We start from the raw sequence: 16,964 nt of genomic DNA on the forward strand, positions 1-16,964 counted from the left end.
CGGTGGGTGTGGGTGTGCGCGTGGTCAAGCGCGATGCCCACGGCCTGGCGCGGACCCTGTGTCGGGACCGCGCCAGGTTCCGTCCTCAGGCCTGCTGGAACGGCAGGCTGCGGATCGGCTGGCCGCTCAGGCGGGCGAGCGCGTTGGCCCAGGCCGGCGCGAGCGGGGGCAGGCCGGGTTCGCCCATGCCGGTCGGCGGCTCGGCGCTGGGCACGACGTGAACGGCGAACTCGGGCATCTGCGGCATGCGCGGCACGACGTAGTCGCCGAAGTTGCCCTGCTCGACCACGCCGTCCTTGAGCGTGATCGCCGCGCCGGGCAGGCACATGCCCAGGCCCATCAGCGCCCCGCCCTGCACCTGCGCCTCCAGCGAACGCGGGTTGACGACGAGGTTGCAGTGCACGCCGGCCGTGACGCGGTGCAGGACCGGCTGGCCCTGCTCGATCGAAGCCTCGACCACATAGGCCACGACCGACTGGAAGGACTCGTGCACCGCCACGCCCCAGGCCCGGCCGGCCGGCAGCTGGCGCTGGCCGTAGCCCGACTTCTCGACCGCCAGCTGCAGGGCGGCCTTGTGGCGCGGGTGTCCGTCGCCCATCAGCGCCAGCCGGTAGGCGACCGGGTCCTGCTTCGTCGTGCGGGCGATCTCGTCGACCAGCGTTTCCATCACGAAGGCCGTGTGGGTGCTGCCCACGCTGCGCCACCACAGCACCGGCACGTTGACCTTGGGGTGGTGCACGGTCAGGCGCATCGGGATGGCGTAGGGCTCCTTCATGCCCTCGACGGCGGTCTCGTCGATGCCGCCCTTGACCATGAAGGACTCGAAGGGCGAGCCGGCCAGGATGGACTGGCCGACGATGACGTGGTCCCAGGCGGTGATGCGGCCCTTCTCGTCGAAGCCGATCCGGGCGGTGTGCAGGTGCATCGGCCGGTAGTAGCCGCCGCGGATGTCGTCCTCGCGGCTCCAGACCATGCGCACCGGCACGTTCAGGCCGGCCGCGCGGGCGGCCTTGGCCACGCCGCAGGCCTCGACGATGTAGTCGCTGCTCGGCACGGCGCGGCGGCCGAAGCCGCCACCGGCCATCTGCACGTGGACGCGGACCTTGTCGGGCGCGACGCCCAGCACCTTGGCCGCGGCCATGCCGTCCAGGCCGGGCATCTGCGAGCCCAGCCACAGCTCGACCGCGTCACCGGCCGGGCTGATCGCGACGGTGCAGTTCAGCGGCTCCATCGGCGCGTGCGCGAGGTAGGGGAACTGGAACTCGGCGCGGATCTGGTGCGGCGCGCTCGCCAGCGCCGACACGTCGGCGTCGTACTTGCGCGGGCCGGGCTGGCTGGCCAGCTCGCGGTACTGCACCAACTGGCGGGCGCTGTCGACCTTCTCGACGCCCGACAGGTCCCAGTCCAGCTTCAGCGCGTCGCGGCCCTGGCGCGCCGGCCAGTAGCCGTCGGCGATGACGACGACGCCCTCGCCGCCGCGGTCGGTCGGCACGCGCAGCACGGCCTTGACGCCGGCGATGGCCTTGGCGGCCTTGTCGTCCAGCGCCTTGAGCCGGCCGCCGAACACCGGCGGGTGGGCGACCACGGCCGTCAGCATGCCGGGCAGACGCACGTCGATGCCGTAGTCCTGCTGGCCGCTGGCCTTGTCGCGGGCGTCCAGGCGGGTGGTCGGCTGGCCGATCAGGCGGAAGGTCTTCGGGTCCTTCAGCGTGACCTGCTGCGGCACCGGCAGCGCGGCGGCGGCCTCGGCCAGTTCGCCGTAGCCGGCGCGCTGGCCGGCCGGGCCGATGACCTGGCCGCGCTCGGTGCGCAACGTCGCCGCGTCCACCTTCCAGCGCTGCGCGGCGGCGGCCAGCAGCATCGCGCGGGCCCGTGCGCCGAGTTCGCGGTACTGGGCATACGAGCGGTTCATCGAGCCCGAGCCGCCGGTGATGTGGATGCCGAAGATCGGGTCGACGTAGGCCGGGTCGTTGCTGCCGTGGACCGCGCTGACGCGCGACCAGTCGGCGTCGAGTTCCTCGGCCAGGATCATCGGCAGCGCGGTGTGCACGCCCTGGCCGAAGTCGAGCCGGTTGATCGTGACGATGACGCGGCCGTCGGTCTCGATGCGCAGGAAGGCCGACGGCAGCTGGGTCGGCTTGAGGCCGGCCGGCTGGGCTGCCTGCTGGGCCGACACGGCCAGCGGGAAGGCACCGAGCGTCAGGCCACCGGCGACACCCAGCTTCAGGAAGCTGCGGCGCGCGAGGCCGGTGGCGGCCGGCGTGTCATCCGGGGCATGGCGACGGACCAGCGCCTGCAGCGCCTGCGGCAGGGCGTCGATGGGCAGGGAATCGTGTTCGACGTGCATGGTGTGCGCTCCTTCAGGCCAGCGACTGGGCGGCATCGGTGATGGCCGCACGGATGCGGGCGTAGGTGCCACAGCGGCAGATGTTGCCCGCCATGGCCGCGTCGATCTGGGCGGCGCTGGGCTGGCGGCCGCGCGGCAGCGACTTCAGGAAGGCGGTCGCGCTCATGATCTGGCCGCTCTGGCAGTAGCCGCACTGGGCCACGTCGTGCTTGACCCAGGCCGCGTGCACGGCGGCGCCGACCTTGTCCTGGCCGGCCGTGACGGCCTCGATGGTGGTGACCTTGCGGCCCTGCGCCGCCGCGATCGGCGTGACGCAGGAGCGGATCGCCTCGCCGTCCAGGTGGACGGTGCAGGCACCGCACTGGGCCGCGCCGCAACCGAACTTGGTGCCGGTCAGGCCGAGCGTGTCGCGCAGGGCCCAGAGGATGGGCGTGCCGGGGTCGATGTCGACCTGGCGCTCGGTGCCGTTGACGTGCAGGCTGCTCATGGGTGGGTCTCCTTGGGGGCGTCGGAAGGGATGCGGGTCATTTTGGGCGAATCGATGTTCGGTCAACGGACAGACCTTGGCGCGTGCAGGGGCATGGGTTCAGGCCTTCACGCCGTCCCAGAACACGCCGAAGGCCATGGCGAGGTGGGCCTCGCTGGCCTCGATCGCGCCGCTGCGCAGCAGCGCGGCGGTGTCGCGCACCGATCCGGCCATGGCATTGACCAGCATCGGCGTGGGCAGGTCCTTGAGGATCTGCTGGGCCTTGGCGGCCTCGATCGGCGCGGTGAAGTCGGTCATCAGACGGGCCGACAGCGCCCGGCTCGATTCGCTGAACCAGGGCGAGTTGCTGTACTGCTCCATGAAGACCATCTCCGCCGCGTGCTGCAGGCGGTTGTCCAGCAGGCTGCGCCACATCTGCTGGAAGCGGGTCCGGAACGGTGCGGCCGGGTCGACGCCCTGCAGCACGCGCGCGGTCAGCGCCGTCTTGGCCTGCTCATAGAGGGCCGTCAGCAGCTCGTCCTTGCTGGCGTAGTAGACGTAGAGCGTGCCGGTGGCCACGCCGGCGCGGCGGGCGATGGCCGGCATGGTCAGGCCGCTCAGTCCGGCCTGCTCGACCAGGTCGAGCGTGGCCTGGGCGATGGCCTTGAGCTTCTCTTCGTCCTTGGGTTTCACGACCCGATCGTAGCCGAACGTTCGTTCATCCAAAACCCGGGCTCACCCGGCCCCGGCGCCCTCCCGGGGGCCGGTGTGCGGATGACGGCGGTTCAGGAGAAGGCCGCGATGCCGGTGATGGCGCGACCGAGGATCAGCGCGTGCACGTCGTGCGTGCCCTCGTAGGTGTTGACGACCTCGAGGTTGACCAGGTGGCGGGCGACGCCGAACTCGTCGCTGATGCCGTTGCCGCCCATCATGTCGCGCGCCAGGCGGGCGATGTCCAGGGCCTTGCCGCAGCTGTTGCGCTTCATGATCGAGGTGACCTCGACCGCCGCCGTGCCGGCGTCCTTCATGCGGCCGAGCTGCAGGCAGCCCTGCAGGCCCAGCGAGATGTCGGTCAGCATGTCGGCCAGCTTCTTCTGGATCAGCTGGTTGGCGGCCAGCGGGCGGCCGAACTGGCGGCGGTCCAGCACGTACTGGCGGGCGCGCTGGAAGCAGTCCTCGGCCGCGCCGAGCGCGCCCCAGGCGATGCCGTAGCGGGCGCTGTTGAGGCAGGTGAACGGACCCTTCAGGCCGCGCACCTCGGGGAAGGCGTTTTCCTCCGGGCAGAAGACCTCGTCCATGACGATCTCGCCGGTGATGCTCGCGCGCAGGCCGACCTTGCCGTGGATGGCCGGGGCGCTCAGGCCCTGGGCACCCTTGTCGAGCACGAAGCCGCGGATCGCACCCTCGTCGTCCTTGGCCCAGACCACGAAGACATCGGCGATCGGGCTGTTGGTGATCCACATCTTGGCGCCCGTCAGGCGGTAGCCGCCCGGCACCTTGCGGGCCCGCGTGATCATGCTGCCGGGGTCGGAGCCGTGGTTCGGCTCGGTCAGGCCGAAGCAGCCGATCCACTCGCCGGACGCGAGCCGGGGCAGGTACTTCTGCTTCGTCGCCTCGTTGCCGAACTCGTGGATCGGCACCATCACCAGCGAGGACTGCACGCTCATCATCGATCGGTAGCCGGAGTCGACCCGCTCGACCTCGCGCGCCACCAGGCCGTAGCAGACGTAGTTCAGGCCGGCACCACCATAGGCTTCGGGGATGGTCGATCCGAGCAGGCCCAGCTCGCCCATCTCGCGGAAGATGGTCGCGTCGGTGGTCTCGTGGCGGAAGGCCTCCAGCACGCGCGGCAGCAGGCGCTCCTGGCTGTAGGCGCGGGCGGCGTCACGCACGGCGCGCTCGTCGTCGCCGAGCTGCAGGTCGAGCAGCAGCGGGTCGTCCCACTGGAAGCTGGCGCGAGCGGGTTTCGAGGTCATGGGGAACTCCTGGCTGGAAAGGACTTGAGGGGGATGCGGCGAGGGCGGCGGGGTCTCAGTCGCGGTTCATCAGCGCCCGGCCGACGATGATCTGCTGGATCTGCGAGGTGCCCTCATACAGGCGCAGCAGGCGCACGTCGCGGTAGATGCGCTCGACCGGGTAGTCGTTGATGTAGCCCGCGCCGCCGTGGATCTGCACGCCGCGATCGGCCACGCGGCCGGCCATCTCGGTGCAGAACAGCTTGGCGCAGGAGACCCGCATCGACACGTCCGGATCGGACACGTGCGCCGGCTTGCGGTCGAAGCGTTCGGCCACCTCGCGGATCAGCGCCCAGCCGGCCATCAGCTCGGCCTGGCTGTCGGCCAGCATGGCCTGGATGAGCTGGAACTCGCCGAGCGCCTTGCCGAACTGGCGGCGTTCGCGGGCATAGCGGGTCGATTCGTCGATGACGCGCCGGGCCATGCCGCAGGCCACCGCCGCGATGTTCAGGCGCCCGCGGTCGAGCACCTTCATCGCCGTCTTGAAGCCCTGCCCCGGCACGCCGCCGATGATGTTGGCCGCCGGCACGCGCACGTTCTCCAGGATCACGTCGCAGGTCTTGGTGCCACGCTGGCCCATCTTCCGGTCGGGCTTGCCCAGCGTGATGCCCGGCAAGTCGGCCGGCACGATGAAGGCCGACACGCCGGCCGCGCCGGGCCCGCCGGTGCGCGCCATCAGCGTGAAGGCACCGGCACGCGGCGCGTTGGTGATGTAGCGCTTGGTGCCGTTGAGGATGTAGTGGTCGCCGTCGGCCTCGGCGCGGGTCTTCAACGAGGCCGCGTCCGAGCCCGCATCCGGCTCGGTCAGCGCGAAGGACATGACCAGCTCGCCGCTGGCCACGCGCGGCAGGATCTCGGCCTTCTGCTCGGGCGTGCCGTCCATCAGGATGCCCTGCGAGCCGATGCCGATGTTGGTGCCGAAGACCGAGCGGAAGGCCGGCGCGGTGCGGCCCAGCTCGAAGTTGACCTGCACCTCCTGGCTGACCGACAGGCCGATGCCGCCGTAGTCGTCCGGCACGGTCAGGCCGAACAGGCCCATCGCCTTCATCGCCTCGACCAGCGCGGGCGGCACCTCGTCGTGCTCTTCCAGGTGGTTCTCGGCCGGCACCAGCTGCTCGCGCACGAAACGCTGGACGGTGGACAGCAGCAGCTCGAAGGATTCGGGGTCGATGGCCATGAAGGGTTCTCGTGTGGGGGGCGTTTCAGCCGTGGCGATTCAACGGTGCCGGAACACCGGCTTGCGCTTGTCGAGGAAGGCCTGCATGCCCTCGTGCGCGTCCTCGCTGGCGAAGCGGGCATGCAGCTGGCGGCGCTCGAACCAGATGCCCTCGCCGAGCGAGGACTCGTGGGCCCGGTTGACCGATTCCTTGATCGCCATGAGCGCCGGCAGCGAGTAGCCGGCGATCTGCGTGGCCAGCGCCAGCGTGTCCTCGCGCAGGCGCTCGTCGGGCACCACCCGCGAGACCAGGCCGTAGCGATCGGCCTCGTCGGCATCGAGCGTGCGCGCCGACAGGCACATGTCCATCGCCTTGGCCTTGCCGATGGCACGCGGCAGGCGCTGCGTGCCACCGGCGCCCGGCAGCATTGCGAGCTTGACCTCGGGCAGCGCGAACCGGGCGCTGCGTGCGGCCACCACGATGTCGCAGGCCAGCGCCAGCTCGCAGCCACCGCCCATCGCGTAGCCGGCGACGGCGGCGATGACCGGCTTGCGCACGCGCCGGATGGTCTCCCAGTTGCGCGTGATGAACTCGCTGCTGAAGACGTCCATGTAGGTCCACGTCGCCATGACCGCGATGTCGGCACCGGCCGCGAAGGCGCGCTCGCCACCGGTGATGACGATGGCGCCGATCGCCGCGTCCGCATCGAAGGCCAGCAGGGCCGCGCCGAGCGCGTCCATCAGCGCGTCGTTGAGCGCGTTGAGCTGCTGCGGCCGGTTCAGCGTGATGAGGCCGACGCGGCCGATGACCTCGGTCAGCACGGGCATCCCGGCAGCCGAGGCGGACCCGTCGTTCTCGCTCGACAGGGGCGTCTGCGGCGCGCGGCTCATTCGACGACGATCTTGCGATCGCGGATCAGCGTGGACAGGACCTTGCCTTCCTGCACCAGCAGCTTGCGGAACTCGGCCTGGTCGAGCGCGATCGGCTCGGCACCAAGGTCGGCGAAGCGCTGCTTGAGCGACGCGCTGGCCAGCACCTTGGACAGCTCCCGGCCCAGGCGCGTGCTGACCTCGGCCGGCGTGTTGTTGGGCAGCCAGACGCCGAACCAGATGTCCAGGCCGGCATCCTGGATGCCCAGGTCCGCATAGGTCGGCACGTCCGGGAAGAAGGGCGACTTCTTGTCACTGGCCACGGCCAGCAGCTTGACCTTGCCGGACTTGATGTGCGGGAAGGCGATGCCCGGGTCGAAGGCCAGGTCGGCCTGGCTGGCCATGACGTCCTGCAGGGCCGGCGCGGCACCGCGGTAGGGCACGTGGGTGATGAAGGTGCCCGTGCTCTGCTTGAACAGCTCGCCGGCCAGGTGCGGCGGCGTGCCGGTGCCGGCCGAGGCGAAGTTCAGCTTGCCTGGGTTGGCCTTGGCCATCGCGATGAGCTGGCGCACGTCCTTGACCTCCAGGCCAGGCCGCGTGATGACGTACATCTGCGTGCGGCCGATGCTCATCAGCGGCGTCAGGTCACGCGAGGGCAGCAGGGTCGACTTGAACAGCGACGGGTTGGCCGTCTCGACCGAGGTTGGCGCGACCAGCACGGTGTAGCCGTCCGGCGCGGCCTTGATGACCTCGCCGGCGGCCAGGTTGCCGCTGGCACCGGGCTTGTTCTCGACGATGACGGTCTGGCCCAGCGCCTCGGTCAGGCCCTGCGCGATGACGCGGGCCATGACATCGGTCGAGCCGCCCGGCGCGAAGCCGACGACCACGCGGATGGACTTGGTCGGCCAGGCGGCAGCGCCAGTAGCGCCAGTAGCGCCCGAAAGGCCAGAAGCGCCGGATGCGCCGGAAGCGCCAGAAGCGCTCTGGGCCTGCGCGATGCCGCCGGCGGCCAGCAGGCCGCAACAGGCGGCGGCCAGGACGGTGCGGCGCACCAGGGACGTGGGATGGATCTGCTTCATGGTCGTGTCTCCAGGGGGGTGTCGGGTGCAGCGGGGATGGGTCAGAGCAGGCCGTCGCGCAGCATCTCGCGCAGCTTGAATTTCTGGATCTTTCCGGACGGCGTGGCCGGCATCGCCTCGCGCACGATCAGGCGCTCGGGGATGTACTGCAGCGCCACCTTCTGGGACTGGAGGAACTCGACCATGCCGGCCAGGTCGAGGCTCTGGCCCGCCTTGGGCACGACGATGGCGCAGGCTCGCTCGCCGAGCCGCTCGTCGGGGTAGGCCACGATGGCCACCTGCGCGACCGCCGGGTGGCGGTACAGCAGCACCTCGATCTCGAAGACGGGGATGTTCTCGCCGCCGCGGATGATCACGTCCTTGCTGCGACCGCTGATGCGCACATAGCCGTGGGCATCGAGGCGCGCGAGGTCGCCGGTGTCGAACCAGCCGTCGGCATCGATGTTGTTCCACTGCGGCCGGTGCAGGTAGCCGCCGAAGTTCGAGCAGGCCCGCACCAGCAGCCGGCCGTCCTGGCCGGCGGGCAGCTCGCGGCCGTCGAAGTCGACCACCTTCAGCTCGACGCCGGGCAGCGGGCAGCCGTCGGTGGTGAAGGCGCGCTGGTCGTCGTCGTCGAGCCGGATCAGCGTGACGGCGCCGTTCTCGGTCATGCCCCAGGCCGACACGATCTTGCTGCCGAGCTCGCTGCGGGCCTGCTCGACCAGCGGACCGGGGATGGGCGCACCGGCGCACAGGAAGGTGCGCAGCGTCGGCACCGCCAGGCCGCTGTCCTGCACGTGGCGGGTCAGGTCGGTCAGGAAGGGCGTCGACGCCATCGTGAAGCTGACGGCCTCGGCGCGGATCAGCTCGATCGCCTTCTTCGGCTCCCACAGGTCCTGCAGCACGGCGCTGGCGCGCAGCATGATGGGCATCATCAGGCCGTACATGAAGCCGGTCTGGTGGGCCATCGGCGAGGCCATCAGCACGACGTCGTCCGGCCCCAGCGCCAGCCGCTGCGCATAGGCCACGATGTTGGCCATCACCGTGTTGGCCGAGTGCATCACGCCCTTGGGCTCGCCGGTCGTGCCGGAGGTGTAGATCAGCTGGGTGATGTCGTCCGGACCGGGCCGGTGGCGGCTCAGGATCTCCGCCGCATCGGGCTCGCGTTCCCAGGCCGGCGTGGTCAGCAGCGCGTCGAAGTCGTCCTCGCCGCCACCGCCGACCACGACGATGCGCTGCAGGTGCGGCAGCGTGCCCTTCAGCCCACGCGCCATGGCCTCGTGGTCGAAGCCGCGGAACACCTTGGGCACGATCAGCAGCTTGGCCTGGCCATGCGCCAGCATGAAGGACAGCTCGCGCTCGCGGAAGATGTGCATCAACGGGTTGACCACCGCGCCGATGCGCGAGCACGCCAGGTACAGCACCGTGAACTGCCAGCCATTGGGCAGCTGCAGCGAGACCACGTCGTCGCGGCCCACGCCCAGCCGCGACAGGCCCACCGCGACGCGGTCGGCCAGCGCCGCCAGCTCGCGGTAGGTGAGGCGGCGGACCTCGCCGGACTCGACCCGCACGGCGGTCAGCGCGACCTTGTCCGGGCAGGTCTGGACGCAGGCATCGAGGTCGTCGTTGATCGTGCGGTCATGCCACCAGCCCTTGGCAAGGCTCTCGGCACGGCGGGGCGGCAGCAGGACGGCGTCGAATTCCATGGCATGTCTCCTGGTGTGTGCCGGCATCGGTGTCCGGCTTGTCGGTGTCTGGATCGGGACGGGGCGGGACGGGCGTCGTGCGGTCCCTGCCGGTTCAGGCCGGCACGGCGCTGCGGCCGGCCCGCGTGCGGGCGATGATCGTTTTCATGATCTGCGCGGTGCCGTCGCCGATCTGGAAGCCCAGCACGTCGCGCAGGCGCTGCTCCAGCAGGCCGCGGTCGTAGCCGCCGTGGCCGAAGCTCAGCAGGCACTGGTGCACCACGTCGTAGGCCAGCTTGGGCGCCCACCACTTGCACATCGCCGCCTCGGCGCTGTGCGGCGCGCCCTGGTCCTTCAGCCACAGCGCCTGCAGGCACAGCAGCCGCGCGGCCTCGACCTGGGTGTCGAAGTCGGCCAGCGGATGCGAGACGCCCTGGAAGGCCGACAGCGGCTTGCCGAAGGCCTGGCGCTCGGCCACGTAGGCCCAGGTCTCCTCCAGCGAGATGCGGGCCACGGCCAGCACCTGCAGGCCGATCAGCGCACGCGAGAAGTCGAAGCCCTGCATGACCTGCACGAAGCCCTTGTTCTCCGCGCCCAGCCGGTGATCGACCGGCACGCGCACGTTCTCGAAGAACAGCGAGCCGCGGCCGATGGCGCGCTGGCCGTGGCAGTCGAAGCGGTTGCGGGTCACGCCGGGCAGGTCCATCGGCACCAGCAGCGCGGTGACGCCATGCGCGGCCGACTCGACGCTGCCGGTGCGGCCGAACACCACCGCCGCATCGGCCTGGTCGGCCGCCGAGATCGAGGTCTTCTCGCCGTTGAGCACGTAGTGGTCGCCGTCGCGCTCGATGCGCAGGCGCAGGTTGCCGGCATCGGAGCCGCCGCGCGGCTCGGTCAGCGCGATGGCCAGCAGCGCGTCGCCCTGGGTCAGCCGCGTGAGCCACGGCCGCACCACCTCGGGCTGGCCGTGGTGGGCCAGGATCTGGCCATTCAGCGAGGCCAGCAGGTTGATGTAGGAGATGCTCAGGTCGGCCCGCGCGATCTCCTCATGGATCACGCCGGCGGCCAGGCAGCCCAGGCCCTGGCCGCCGAAGGACTCGGGCAGTTCCGGCGCGATGAAGCCCATCTCGCCCATCTCGCGCATCAGCGTGCGGTCGAGCACGCGGGTCTGGTCGCGTTCCAGGAAGCCCGGCGCGATGCGCTCGGTGGCGTAGCGACGCGCATGGTCGCCCAGGCTGATCAGGTCTTCGTCGAGGTACGGGTTCATCGTCAGGGCTCCGGGCGGGGCGAGGTCGGGCGTGCGTGCGGGCAGGCAGGCGTGCAGACGTGCAGACGTGCGTTCGGCGCGGCTTACTTGGCGAACTTGCGGAAGTCCGGCTTGCGCTTTTCCTTCAGCGCGTTGACGCCTTCGCGCGATTCCTCGGTGTCGTAGTACAGCTTGAGCGCGTACATGCCCATGCCGGCGATGCCGCTCTGGTGCGCGGTGTCCATGTTGAAGCTGCGCTTGGCGATGGCGATGGCGGTGGGGCTGCGCTCGCAGATCTCCTCGCCCCACTTCTGGACCTCGGCGTCAAGTTCGTCGTGCGGCACGCAGACGTTGGCCAGGCCCATGGCGACGGCCTCGGCGCCGGAGTAGCGCTTGTTGAGATACCAGATCTCGCGGGCCTTCTTCTCGCCCACGACGCGGGCCAGGAAGGCGGTGCCGTAGCCCGGATCGACCGAGCCCATCTTCGGGCCGACCTGGCCGAAGATGGCCTTGTCCGAACAGATCGTCAGGTCGCAGATCGTGCACAGCACGTTGCCGCCGCCGATCGCGTAGCCCTGCACGCGGGCGATGACCGGCTTGGGCACGTCGCGGATGGCGGTGTGCAGCTCTTCCATCGGCAGGCCGATGGTGCCGCGGCCGTCGTAGTTGCCGTTGTGGGCCGACTGGTCGCCGCCGGTGCAGAAGGCGCGGTCACCGGCACCGGCCAGCACGATCGCACCGACGCTGCGGTCGTAGCCGGCCTGATTGAGCGCCTTGATCAGCTCGTCGCAGGTCTGGCCGCGGAACGAGTTCATCTTCTCCGGCCGGTTGATGGTGATCCAGGCCACGCCATTGCGGACCTCGTAGAGGATGTCTTCGTATGCCATGTCGTCTTCCTTCGGTGAATGGGGTGGGCGAGCGGCCTCAGCCGTTCATCGTCAGGCCGCCGGAGACGCTCACCACCTGGCCGGTGATGAAGCCCGCGTCCTCGCTGGCGAAGAAGGCGATGGCGCCGGCCAGGTCGTCGGCCTGGCCGAGCCGGCCCAGCGGGATCGCGCGGGTGAAGGCCTCGATCAGCTTCTCGGGGTTGGGTGCGCCCTCGGCGACGCCAGCCAGCAGCGCGGTGTCGGTCGGGCCGGGGCAGATCACGTTGACCGTGATGCCGTGGCGGGCGTGCTCGCGGGCGATGGTCTTGGAGAACGACACCAGCCCGCCCTTGCAGGCCGCGTAGACCGCCTCGCCGGACGAGCCGACCCGCGCGGCATCGGAAGCGATGTTGACGATGCGGCCCTTCTTGCGCTCGGCCATGCCGGGCAGCACCGCGTGGTGCATGTGCAGCGCGCCGGTCAGGTTGATCGCGATCAGGCGGTCCCACTGCGCCGGCTCGGTCTTGGTGAAGGGCTTGAAGACGTCCCAGCCGGCGTTGTTCACCAGCACGTCGATGGGCCCCAGCGCGGCCTCGGTCGCCCGCACGGCGGCGTCGACGCTGGCGCGGTTGGCGATGTCGCAATGGAACGCCTGCGCCACGCCGCCCTCGGCGTTGATCTGGTCGGCCACGGCCTGCGCCGCCGCGAGGTTGAGGTCGAACACGGCCACGCGCGCGCCCTCCCGCCCGAACCGCCGGCAGGTCGCCCCGCCGATGCCCCCACCCCCGCCGGTGACGACGACGGTCTGCTTCTCGAATCGCTGCTTCATCGGTTCTCTCCGTTGCCCAGGTTGTGCTGCTGGCCGTCGACGGCTGGCGTCTTCGGCCCTCATTGCGTCAATACATTGACGCAAATGTAGGACAAGGAGCGGGAGGGTCTCAAGCGGATTCTTCGGATGTTTTCCTGTCGAAAACCCTATATGAAAGGGAAACTCGACCGGACACCAGGTCGACACCGGGAGGCGATGCCCGTCACCTTTGTGTCAATATCTTTCCCATGAAACGATCGCCCGCGGAAAGCGACAGGCGAAAAAAGGCCCTGCAAGCCGATGACTTGCAGGGCCGGAAGTGGCGGACGGCGCAGCGTCTGTGTCGCCCTGAAGCCGCCTTACTGGAAGGTGATGCCGCCGTCGACCACCAGCGTGGTCGGGTAGACCGCCGGCGTGCCCGTGGACACGCTGAGGTTGGCGCCCGAGGCGACACCATTGACGGTGATGGCCGAGCCGCCGCCATCGCCCTGGAAGTCGATCTGCGAGACCGGCGACAGCGCCAGCGCGCCGGCGACGGTCAGGTTGGGCACGGCGCAGTTCTGCGTCACCGCGAACTCGCTCAGGTTCAAGGTGTAGCTGGTCGAGGCGGAGGCCGTGGGCGTCACGACCTTGGCCAGCTTGATGTTGCAGGGGCCACTGCCCACCGTGTAGAACTTGCCCAGCGTCAGCATGACCAGGAACTTGTTGGTCGCCCCGCTGTTGAACCACTCGGGGTTCTGGCCGAACTTGAACGACATCGTCGTCTGGTTGCCCAGTTGCAGGCCCGCCGTATCGGCTGTCGGGCTCAGACCGGTCGTGAGCCCGGGTGCCTGCACGAAGATGCCCGCGTACAGCGCCGTCGCCGGGGTCGAGGTCTGGTAGTAGTAGTAGAAGCCGCTCGCGGCAGCCGCGACGGTGTCGGTGAACGAGCCGCCGCTGCCGCAGTTCTGCGGCTGGCCGTCGCAGTTGAAGTTGTCCAGGTTGCTGCCGCTGTAGCCGCCAAACGCACCGCCCTGCACGGTCCGACCGCCTGCAGCGAAGCCGCTGGAGAAGGTCAGCACGGTGGCCCCGCCACCGCCCACACCACCACCCACGCCGCCCCCTGCCCCACCCGACGCAGCGGTGTACGTCAGCTCGTCGATGTAGAAGGTCTCGTCCGCGCCCGGCACCACGCCGTAGTCGGCGAACACGCTGACCATGTTGTAGGTGTAGGCCGCGTTGAACGCGGCCGTGCCAGCGGACGGGTTGCTGAAGTTGAACGTCAGGGTCTCCCAGGCATTGGCCAGGGTGGTGACCACATCGGTCTCGACCGATCGGGTCGGATCGCCCAGGGTCTCGAACTTCAGCTTGATGGTCTTGCCGGCAGCGGGCGAGTAGACCCGCAGGGTGACCGTCTTTCCGGCCGACAGGTCCGCCGTGGGAATGGCCACGTTCTGGCCGTTCGAGAACACGGTGACGCCGCCCCAGATCTCGGCGCCAGCGGCCTTGACGAACTTGAAGACCTTGTTCGTGGACAAGGCCGGGTCGTCGGCCTGCGAGCCGCTGGCCCCGCCGAAGCCGGCGTAGACGATGGCGGCGTTGCCGAAGTCGTTGCAGGGTGCCGCCGTGCAGGTGCCGGTGCTGCCCGACACGACCGCGCTGGCGGTGTTGTAGGCCTGGGATGCCGTGGCTGCGACGGTGCCGGCATTGCCTGCCGCGTCGGCGAACGCGCCCGCGGCGACGTCAACGGTGATCGTGCCGGCGGTGTTGGCCGTCGGGGTGACGACCAGGGTGGCGCTGGTCGGGCTGACCACGGTGAAGGTGCCCTTGGTGCCACCCGCGACGCTGATGTCGTTCGCGCTGAACGTGCTGCCCACGCCCTCGCTGAAGGTGAAGGTGAAGGTCACGTCGCCGCTGGCACTGGCAGCAGCCACGTTGTCGGTGATCGCCACGGTCGGCGGCGTGGTGTCGGTGGCGCCGGCTGGCGGCGATGCATCGCCGCCGCCGCAGGCGGCAAGCAGGCAGGCGGCGGCCAGGGTGGAAAGGGCGGACACGCGGGGATGCACGAGGTTGGACATGGCGAGCTTTCTGAGTCGGTGGAACGGCGGAGGAAAGGGGCGAGGCGTCTTCATCGGCTGCGGGCCAAGGTGCGTGGCAGCACCTGCAGCGACGTGCCGTCGGTGAAGCGCACGGTGATCGGCGCAGCGCCGGCGTTGTAGGCAAGGTGGGTGCGCTGACCGTCGGCGCGCCGGAAGACGGCATACAGGGCGGTGTCGGCATGCACGGAGAGATCCGGCGGGCCCATCGCCTTCAGGCTCAGCAGCCAGTGCAGCGCGTGGCTGCGGGTGTCACCCAGTTCGACCGAACCCCAGCGCTCCCAGGCCTTCAGGCCGGCAACAGGGTCGGCCAGCGCGAGGTACTTGGCGAAGATGTCCTGCCAGATGTCGGGCGGATCGGCCCGCTTGCCGCGGGCGCGGAAGACCGCCGTGTCGCTTGGCAGCGTGGCGAGACTGCGCGCGACGAAGGCCGGGTCGCGGCCCATGTAGGTCGATGCGGTGGTCAGGGGCAGCAGGTTGATGCCCTTGATCTGCCTCGGCTCGTCGGTCCACCAGGTGTTGTGCGCGTACTTGGCGCCGAACAGCATGCTGACTTCGACGTGCGGGTATTCGGGTGCGAACACGAGGCGATGCAGGTCGAACCAGTAGTGCTCGATCGCCTGCACCTCGCTGGCGTAGAGGTAGATGCCGAGGTCGCGCAGCGCGGTGTCGCCCGTCACCTCGGCCCACTGGATCAGCGCGGCCCAGGCGTTGACGGCCTCGGAGGACGACTCCTGGTTGTTGCCGCTGGCCCCCAGGCCGATGCCCGAGGCCCAGGAGTGGCCCTCGTAGACGTCGAAGTTGCGCAGATAGGGGAAGTCGGCCTGACCACGCACGGGATGGGCGATGTCGGCCATCAGCAGGTCGACCATCCCGCCCCAGCGGTCCTTGGCAGCCCAGGCCGGGTCACGCAGGGCGATGTCGGCCATCGCCCGGATCCAGTAGCCGTAGTGGAAGTGGTGGTCGTTCATCTGGACGACGCTGAAGTACTCCTCCGGATAGGCCACCAGCGTGCCCAGCGCGCGGTCGTGGTGGAAATAGGTCTTGGCGCTGCTGCCCGAGAACCAGTCCTCCACGCGGCCCTTGAGCAGCTTGAGGAGTTGCTCGCTTGCCGCCACGTCGCCCTGCTGTTCGGCCACGTCGAGCAGCTTGGTGATGCGTTGCAGGCCCTTGCCCTGCCAGTACGGGCCGTTGCCGATCTCCAGCATCATCCGGCGCGCATTGCGCAGGTCGGACTTCATGACGTCGCGCAGGTCGGCTGCGCCCTGCGCGTCGGTCACCGCCGGCCAGAACGGCACGAAGCCGTTGTAGGACGCGCGGGTCGTGAAGGTCGATGCGGCCAGCAGTTTGAGCGGGCCGCGCACGGTGTTGAAGGCGGGGCCAAGCCGGCCGTCCAGCGTCGCGTTGTCATGCCAGTGGTGCGGGTACAGCGACACCAGCGGGCCAGCATCGGGGCCTTCCATCGTCCGGCTCGTCAGCGTGAAGGTGGTCGTCACGCGTCCCTGCGCCAGGTCGACCTGCCAGCTCGCCCGGGTGTCGGTGATGAAGGCATAGGCATGCCGCGCGAAGAGCGCCAGCGTGGCCGGTTCGCGATCGGGCAGCGCGGCGGCGGCGAGGTAGCCCTTGCCCGCTGGCAGGCGGGCGATCCATTCGGTCGGACCGACGGATTCCCACCGCACGCCGGTCGGGCCGAACAGCGCATAGCGACGGGCGCCGGCCTGGACGGCCAGGATGCGCGGGTCGTCGGGCACCTCGATGCGCTCGGCACCGGCTGGCAGGCGCACGCGCACGTCGCCGCGACCGATCTGCATCGAGACGAAGGGGCTGCCGTGCGCCACGGTGTAGCGCAGCTCGTCGGTGCCGCGCGACATGCCGATGTCGATCGCCCAGTCGCTGGCCTGCGCCAGCTGCGCCGGGCCAGGCTCGAAGGCGACCGGGGCCAGCAGCAGCGGGTCGGCATGCGGGTAGTGGATCTCGACGTCGCGGCGTTCGGTGGGCACGACCTGCTTGAGCGGCAGCGCCATTTCCAGACCGGCCGGCGTGGCCTTGACCGACAGCGGCTGGGCGTAGAGCACCTCGGGCGTGGCACTGAACACCAGCGCCGAGTACCACTGGTTGGTTGGCGCCGCACGGCGCTGCATGTCCGGCGTGCGATGCGCAGCGGCAGGTGGCCGGGCATCGCCACCCCTGGGCGCCAGGAAGTAGGTCGCAGCACCCACCTTCACGGCCTGCCCATGGGCCGCTGGCAAGGCCACGGTCGACAGGAAACCGAGCCAGCCCAAGGCCAGGAACCAACCGTTCATTGCACGCATGCTCGTCCTCGAATCCGGTCCCATCGACCGACGGCCGGATCATATTGAAAGCGCTTTCAA

At 70.0% G+C, this 16,964-nt stretch carries 13 protein-coding genes; all 13 read right to left on the minus strand.

The features are described from left to right. Positions 1 to 85 precede the first annotated feature (85 nt). The 13 genes from Q8X39_RS09390 to Q8X39_RS09450 all read right to left on the minus strand — a co-directional run bounded on the left by Q8X39_RS09390 (position 86) and on the right by Q8X39_RS09450 (position 16,904). Positions 86 to 2,347 carry a xanthine dehydrogenase family protein molybdopterin-binding subunit gene (locus Q8X39_RS09390; RefSeq protein WP_305749410.1) on the minus strand — a complete coding sequence of 754 codons (2,262 nt, stop codon included), beginning with the start codon at positions 2,345 to 2,347 and terminating at the stop codon, positions 86 to 88. 13 nt (positions 2,348 to 2,360) lie between these two features. Beyond that, positions 2,361 to 2,834: a (2Fe-2S)-binding protein gene (locus tag Q8X39_RS09395; protein WP_305749411.1), complete on the minus strand. Its 474-nt coding sequence runs from the start codon at positions 2,832 to 2,834 to the stop codon at positions 2,361 to 2,363. 99 nt (positions 2,835 to 2,933) lie between these two features. Further along, positions 2,934 to 3,506, minus strand: a complete 573-nt coding sequence (locus Q8X39_RS09400; RefSeq protein ID WP_305749412.1) for a TetR/AcrR family transcriptional regulator — start codon at positions 3,504 to 3,506, stop codon at positions 2,934 to 2,936. A gap of 92 nt (positions 3,507 to 3,598) precedes the next feature. Beyond that, positions 3,599 to 4,789: an acyl-CoA dehydrogenase gene (locus Q8X39_RS09405; RefSeq protein ID WP_305749413.1), complete on the minus strand. Its 1,191-nt coding sequence runs from the start codon at positions 4,787 to 4,789 to the stop codon at positions 3,599 to 3,601. 55 nt (positions 4,790 to 4,844) lie between these two features. Beyond that, positions 4,845 to 6,005 (minus strand): acyl-CoA dehydrogenase family protein, encoded by a 1,161-nt coding sequence (locus Q8X39_RS09410; protein WP_305749414.1) that lies wholly within the window; start codon positions 6,003 to 6,005, stop codon positions 4,845 to 4,847. 39 nt (positions 6,006 to 6,044) lie between these two features. Then, positions 6,045 to 6,812, minus strand: a complete 768-nt coding sequence (locus Q8X39_RS09415) for an enoyl-CoA hydratase (RefSeq protein ID WP_305749591.1) — start codon at positions 6,810 to 6,812, stop codon at positions 6,045 to 6,047. 59 nt (positions 6,813 to 6,871) lie between these two features. Then, complete coding sequence (locus Q8X39_RS09420) at positions 6,872 to 7,933, minus strand: tripartite tricarboxylate transporter substrate binding protein (RefSeq protein ID WP_305749415.1); 1,062 nt, start codon at positions 7,931 to 7,933, stop codon at positions 6,872 to 6,874. Between the two features lie 41 nt (positions 7,934 to 7,974). Further along, positions 7,975 to 9,618 (minus strand): cyclohexanecarboxylate-CoA ligase, encoded by a 1,644-nt coding sequence (gene aliA, locus Q8X39_RS09425; protein ID WP_305749416.1) that lies wholly within the window; start codon positions 9,616 to 9,618, stop codon positions 7,975 to 7,977. 94 nt (positions 9,619 to 9,712) lie between these two features. Further along, positions 9,713 to 10,864, minus strand: a complete 1,152-nt coding sequence (gene aliB / locus Q8X39_RS09430; RefSeq protein ID WP_305749417.1) for a cyclohexanecarboxyl-CoA dehydrogenase — start codon at positions 10,862 to 10,864, stop codon at positions 9,713 to 9,715. 83 nt (positions 10,865 to 10,947) lie between these two features. Then, positions 10,948 to 11,730, minus strand: a complete 783-nt coding sequence (gene badI, locus Q8X39_RS09435; RefSeq protein WP_305749418.1) for a 2-ketocyclohexanecarboxyl-CoA hydrolase — start codon at positions 11,728 to 11,730, stop codon at positions 10,948 to 10,950. 37 nt (positions 11,731 to 11,767) lie between these two features. After that, the gene (gene badH / locus Q8X39_RS09440) at positions 11,768 to 12,538 is read right to left on the minus strand and encodes a 2-hydroxycyclohexanecarboxyl-CoA dehydrogenase (protein WP_305749419.1); all 771 of its coding nucleotides are present in this window, start codon (positions 12,536 to 12,538) and stop codon (positions 11,768 to 11,770) included. A 338-nt stretch (positions 12,539 to 12,876) separates the two neighbouring features. Beyond that, positions 12,877 to 14,574 carry an Ig-like domain-containing protein gene (locus Q8X39_RS09445; RefSeq protein ID WP_305749420.1) on the minus strand — a complete coding sequence of 566 codons (1,698 nt, stop codon included), beginning with the start codon at positions 14,572 to 14,574 and terminating at the stop codon, positions 12,877 to 12,879. A gap of 50 nt (positions 14,575 to 14,624) precedes the next feature. After that, the gene (locus Q8X39_RS09450; RefSeq protein WP_305749421.1) at positions 14,625 to 16,904 is read right to left on the minus strand and encodes a glycosyl hydrolase; all 2,280 of its coding nucleotides are present in this window, start codon (positions 16,902 to 16,904) and stop codon (positions 14,625 to 14,627) included. Between the last annotated feature and the right edge of the window lie 60 nt (positions 16,905 to 16,964).

Source organism: Leptothrix discophora, from assembly GCF_030705305.1.
GTDB lineage: Bacteria > Pseudomonadota > Gammaproteobacteria > Burkholderiales > Burkholderiaceae_C > Sphaerotilus > Sphaerotilus discophorus.

Coding starts and splice junctions, on each gene's coding strand:
- Q8X39_RS09390 (WP_305749410.1), bottom strand. CDS start 2,347: ATGCACGTCGAACACGATTCCCTGCCCATCGACGCCCTGCCGCAGGCG.
- Q8X39_RS09405 (WP_305749413.1), bottom strand. CDS start 4,789: ATGACCTCGAAACCCGCTCGCGCCAGCTTCCAGTGGGACGACCCGCTG.
- aliA (WP_305749416.1), bottom strand. CDS start 9,618: ATGGAATTCGACGCCGTCCTGCTGCCGCCCCGCCGTGCCGAGAGCCTT.
- Q8X39_RS09395 (WP_305749411.1), bottom strand. CDS start 2,834: ATGAGCAGCCTGCACGTCAACGGCACCGAGCGCCAGGTCGACATCGAC.
- badH (WP_305749419.1), bottom strand. CDS start 12,538: ATGAAGCAGCGATTCGAGAAGCAGACCGTCGTCGTCACCGGCGGGGGT.
- Q8X39_RS09420 (WP_305749415.1), bottom strand. CDS start 7,933: ATGAAGCAGATCCATCCCACGTCCCTGGTGCGCCGCACCGTCCTGGCC.
- aliB (WP_305749417.1), bottom strand. CDS start 10,864: ATGAACCCGTACCTCGACGAAGACCTGATCAGCCTGGGCGACCATGCG.
- Q8X39_RS09415 (WP_305749591.1), bottom strand. CDS start 6,812: ATGCCCGTGCTGACCGAGGTCATCGGCCGCGTCGGCCTCATCACGCTG.
- Q8X39_RS09410 (WP_305749414.1), bottom strand. CDS start 6,005: ATGGCCATCGACCCCGAATCCTTCGAGCTGCTGCTGTCCACCGTCCAG.
- Q8X39_RS09450 (WP_305749421.1), bottom strand. CDS start 16,904: ATGCGTGCAATGAACGGTTGGTTCCTGGCCTTGGGCTGGCTCGGTTTC.
- badI (WP_305749418.1), bottom strand. CDS start 11,730: ATGGCATACGAAGACATCCTCTACGAGGTCCGCAATGGCGTGGCCTGG.
- Q8X39_RS09445 (WP_305749420.1), bottom strand. CDS start 14,574: ATGTCCAACCTCGTGCATCCCCGCGTGTCCGCCCTTTCCACCCTGGCC.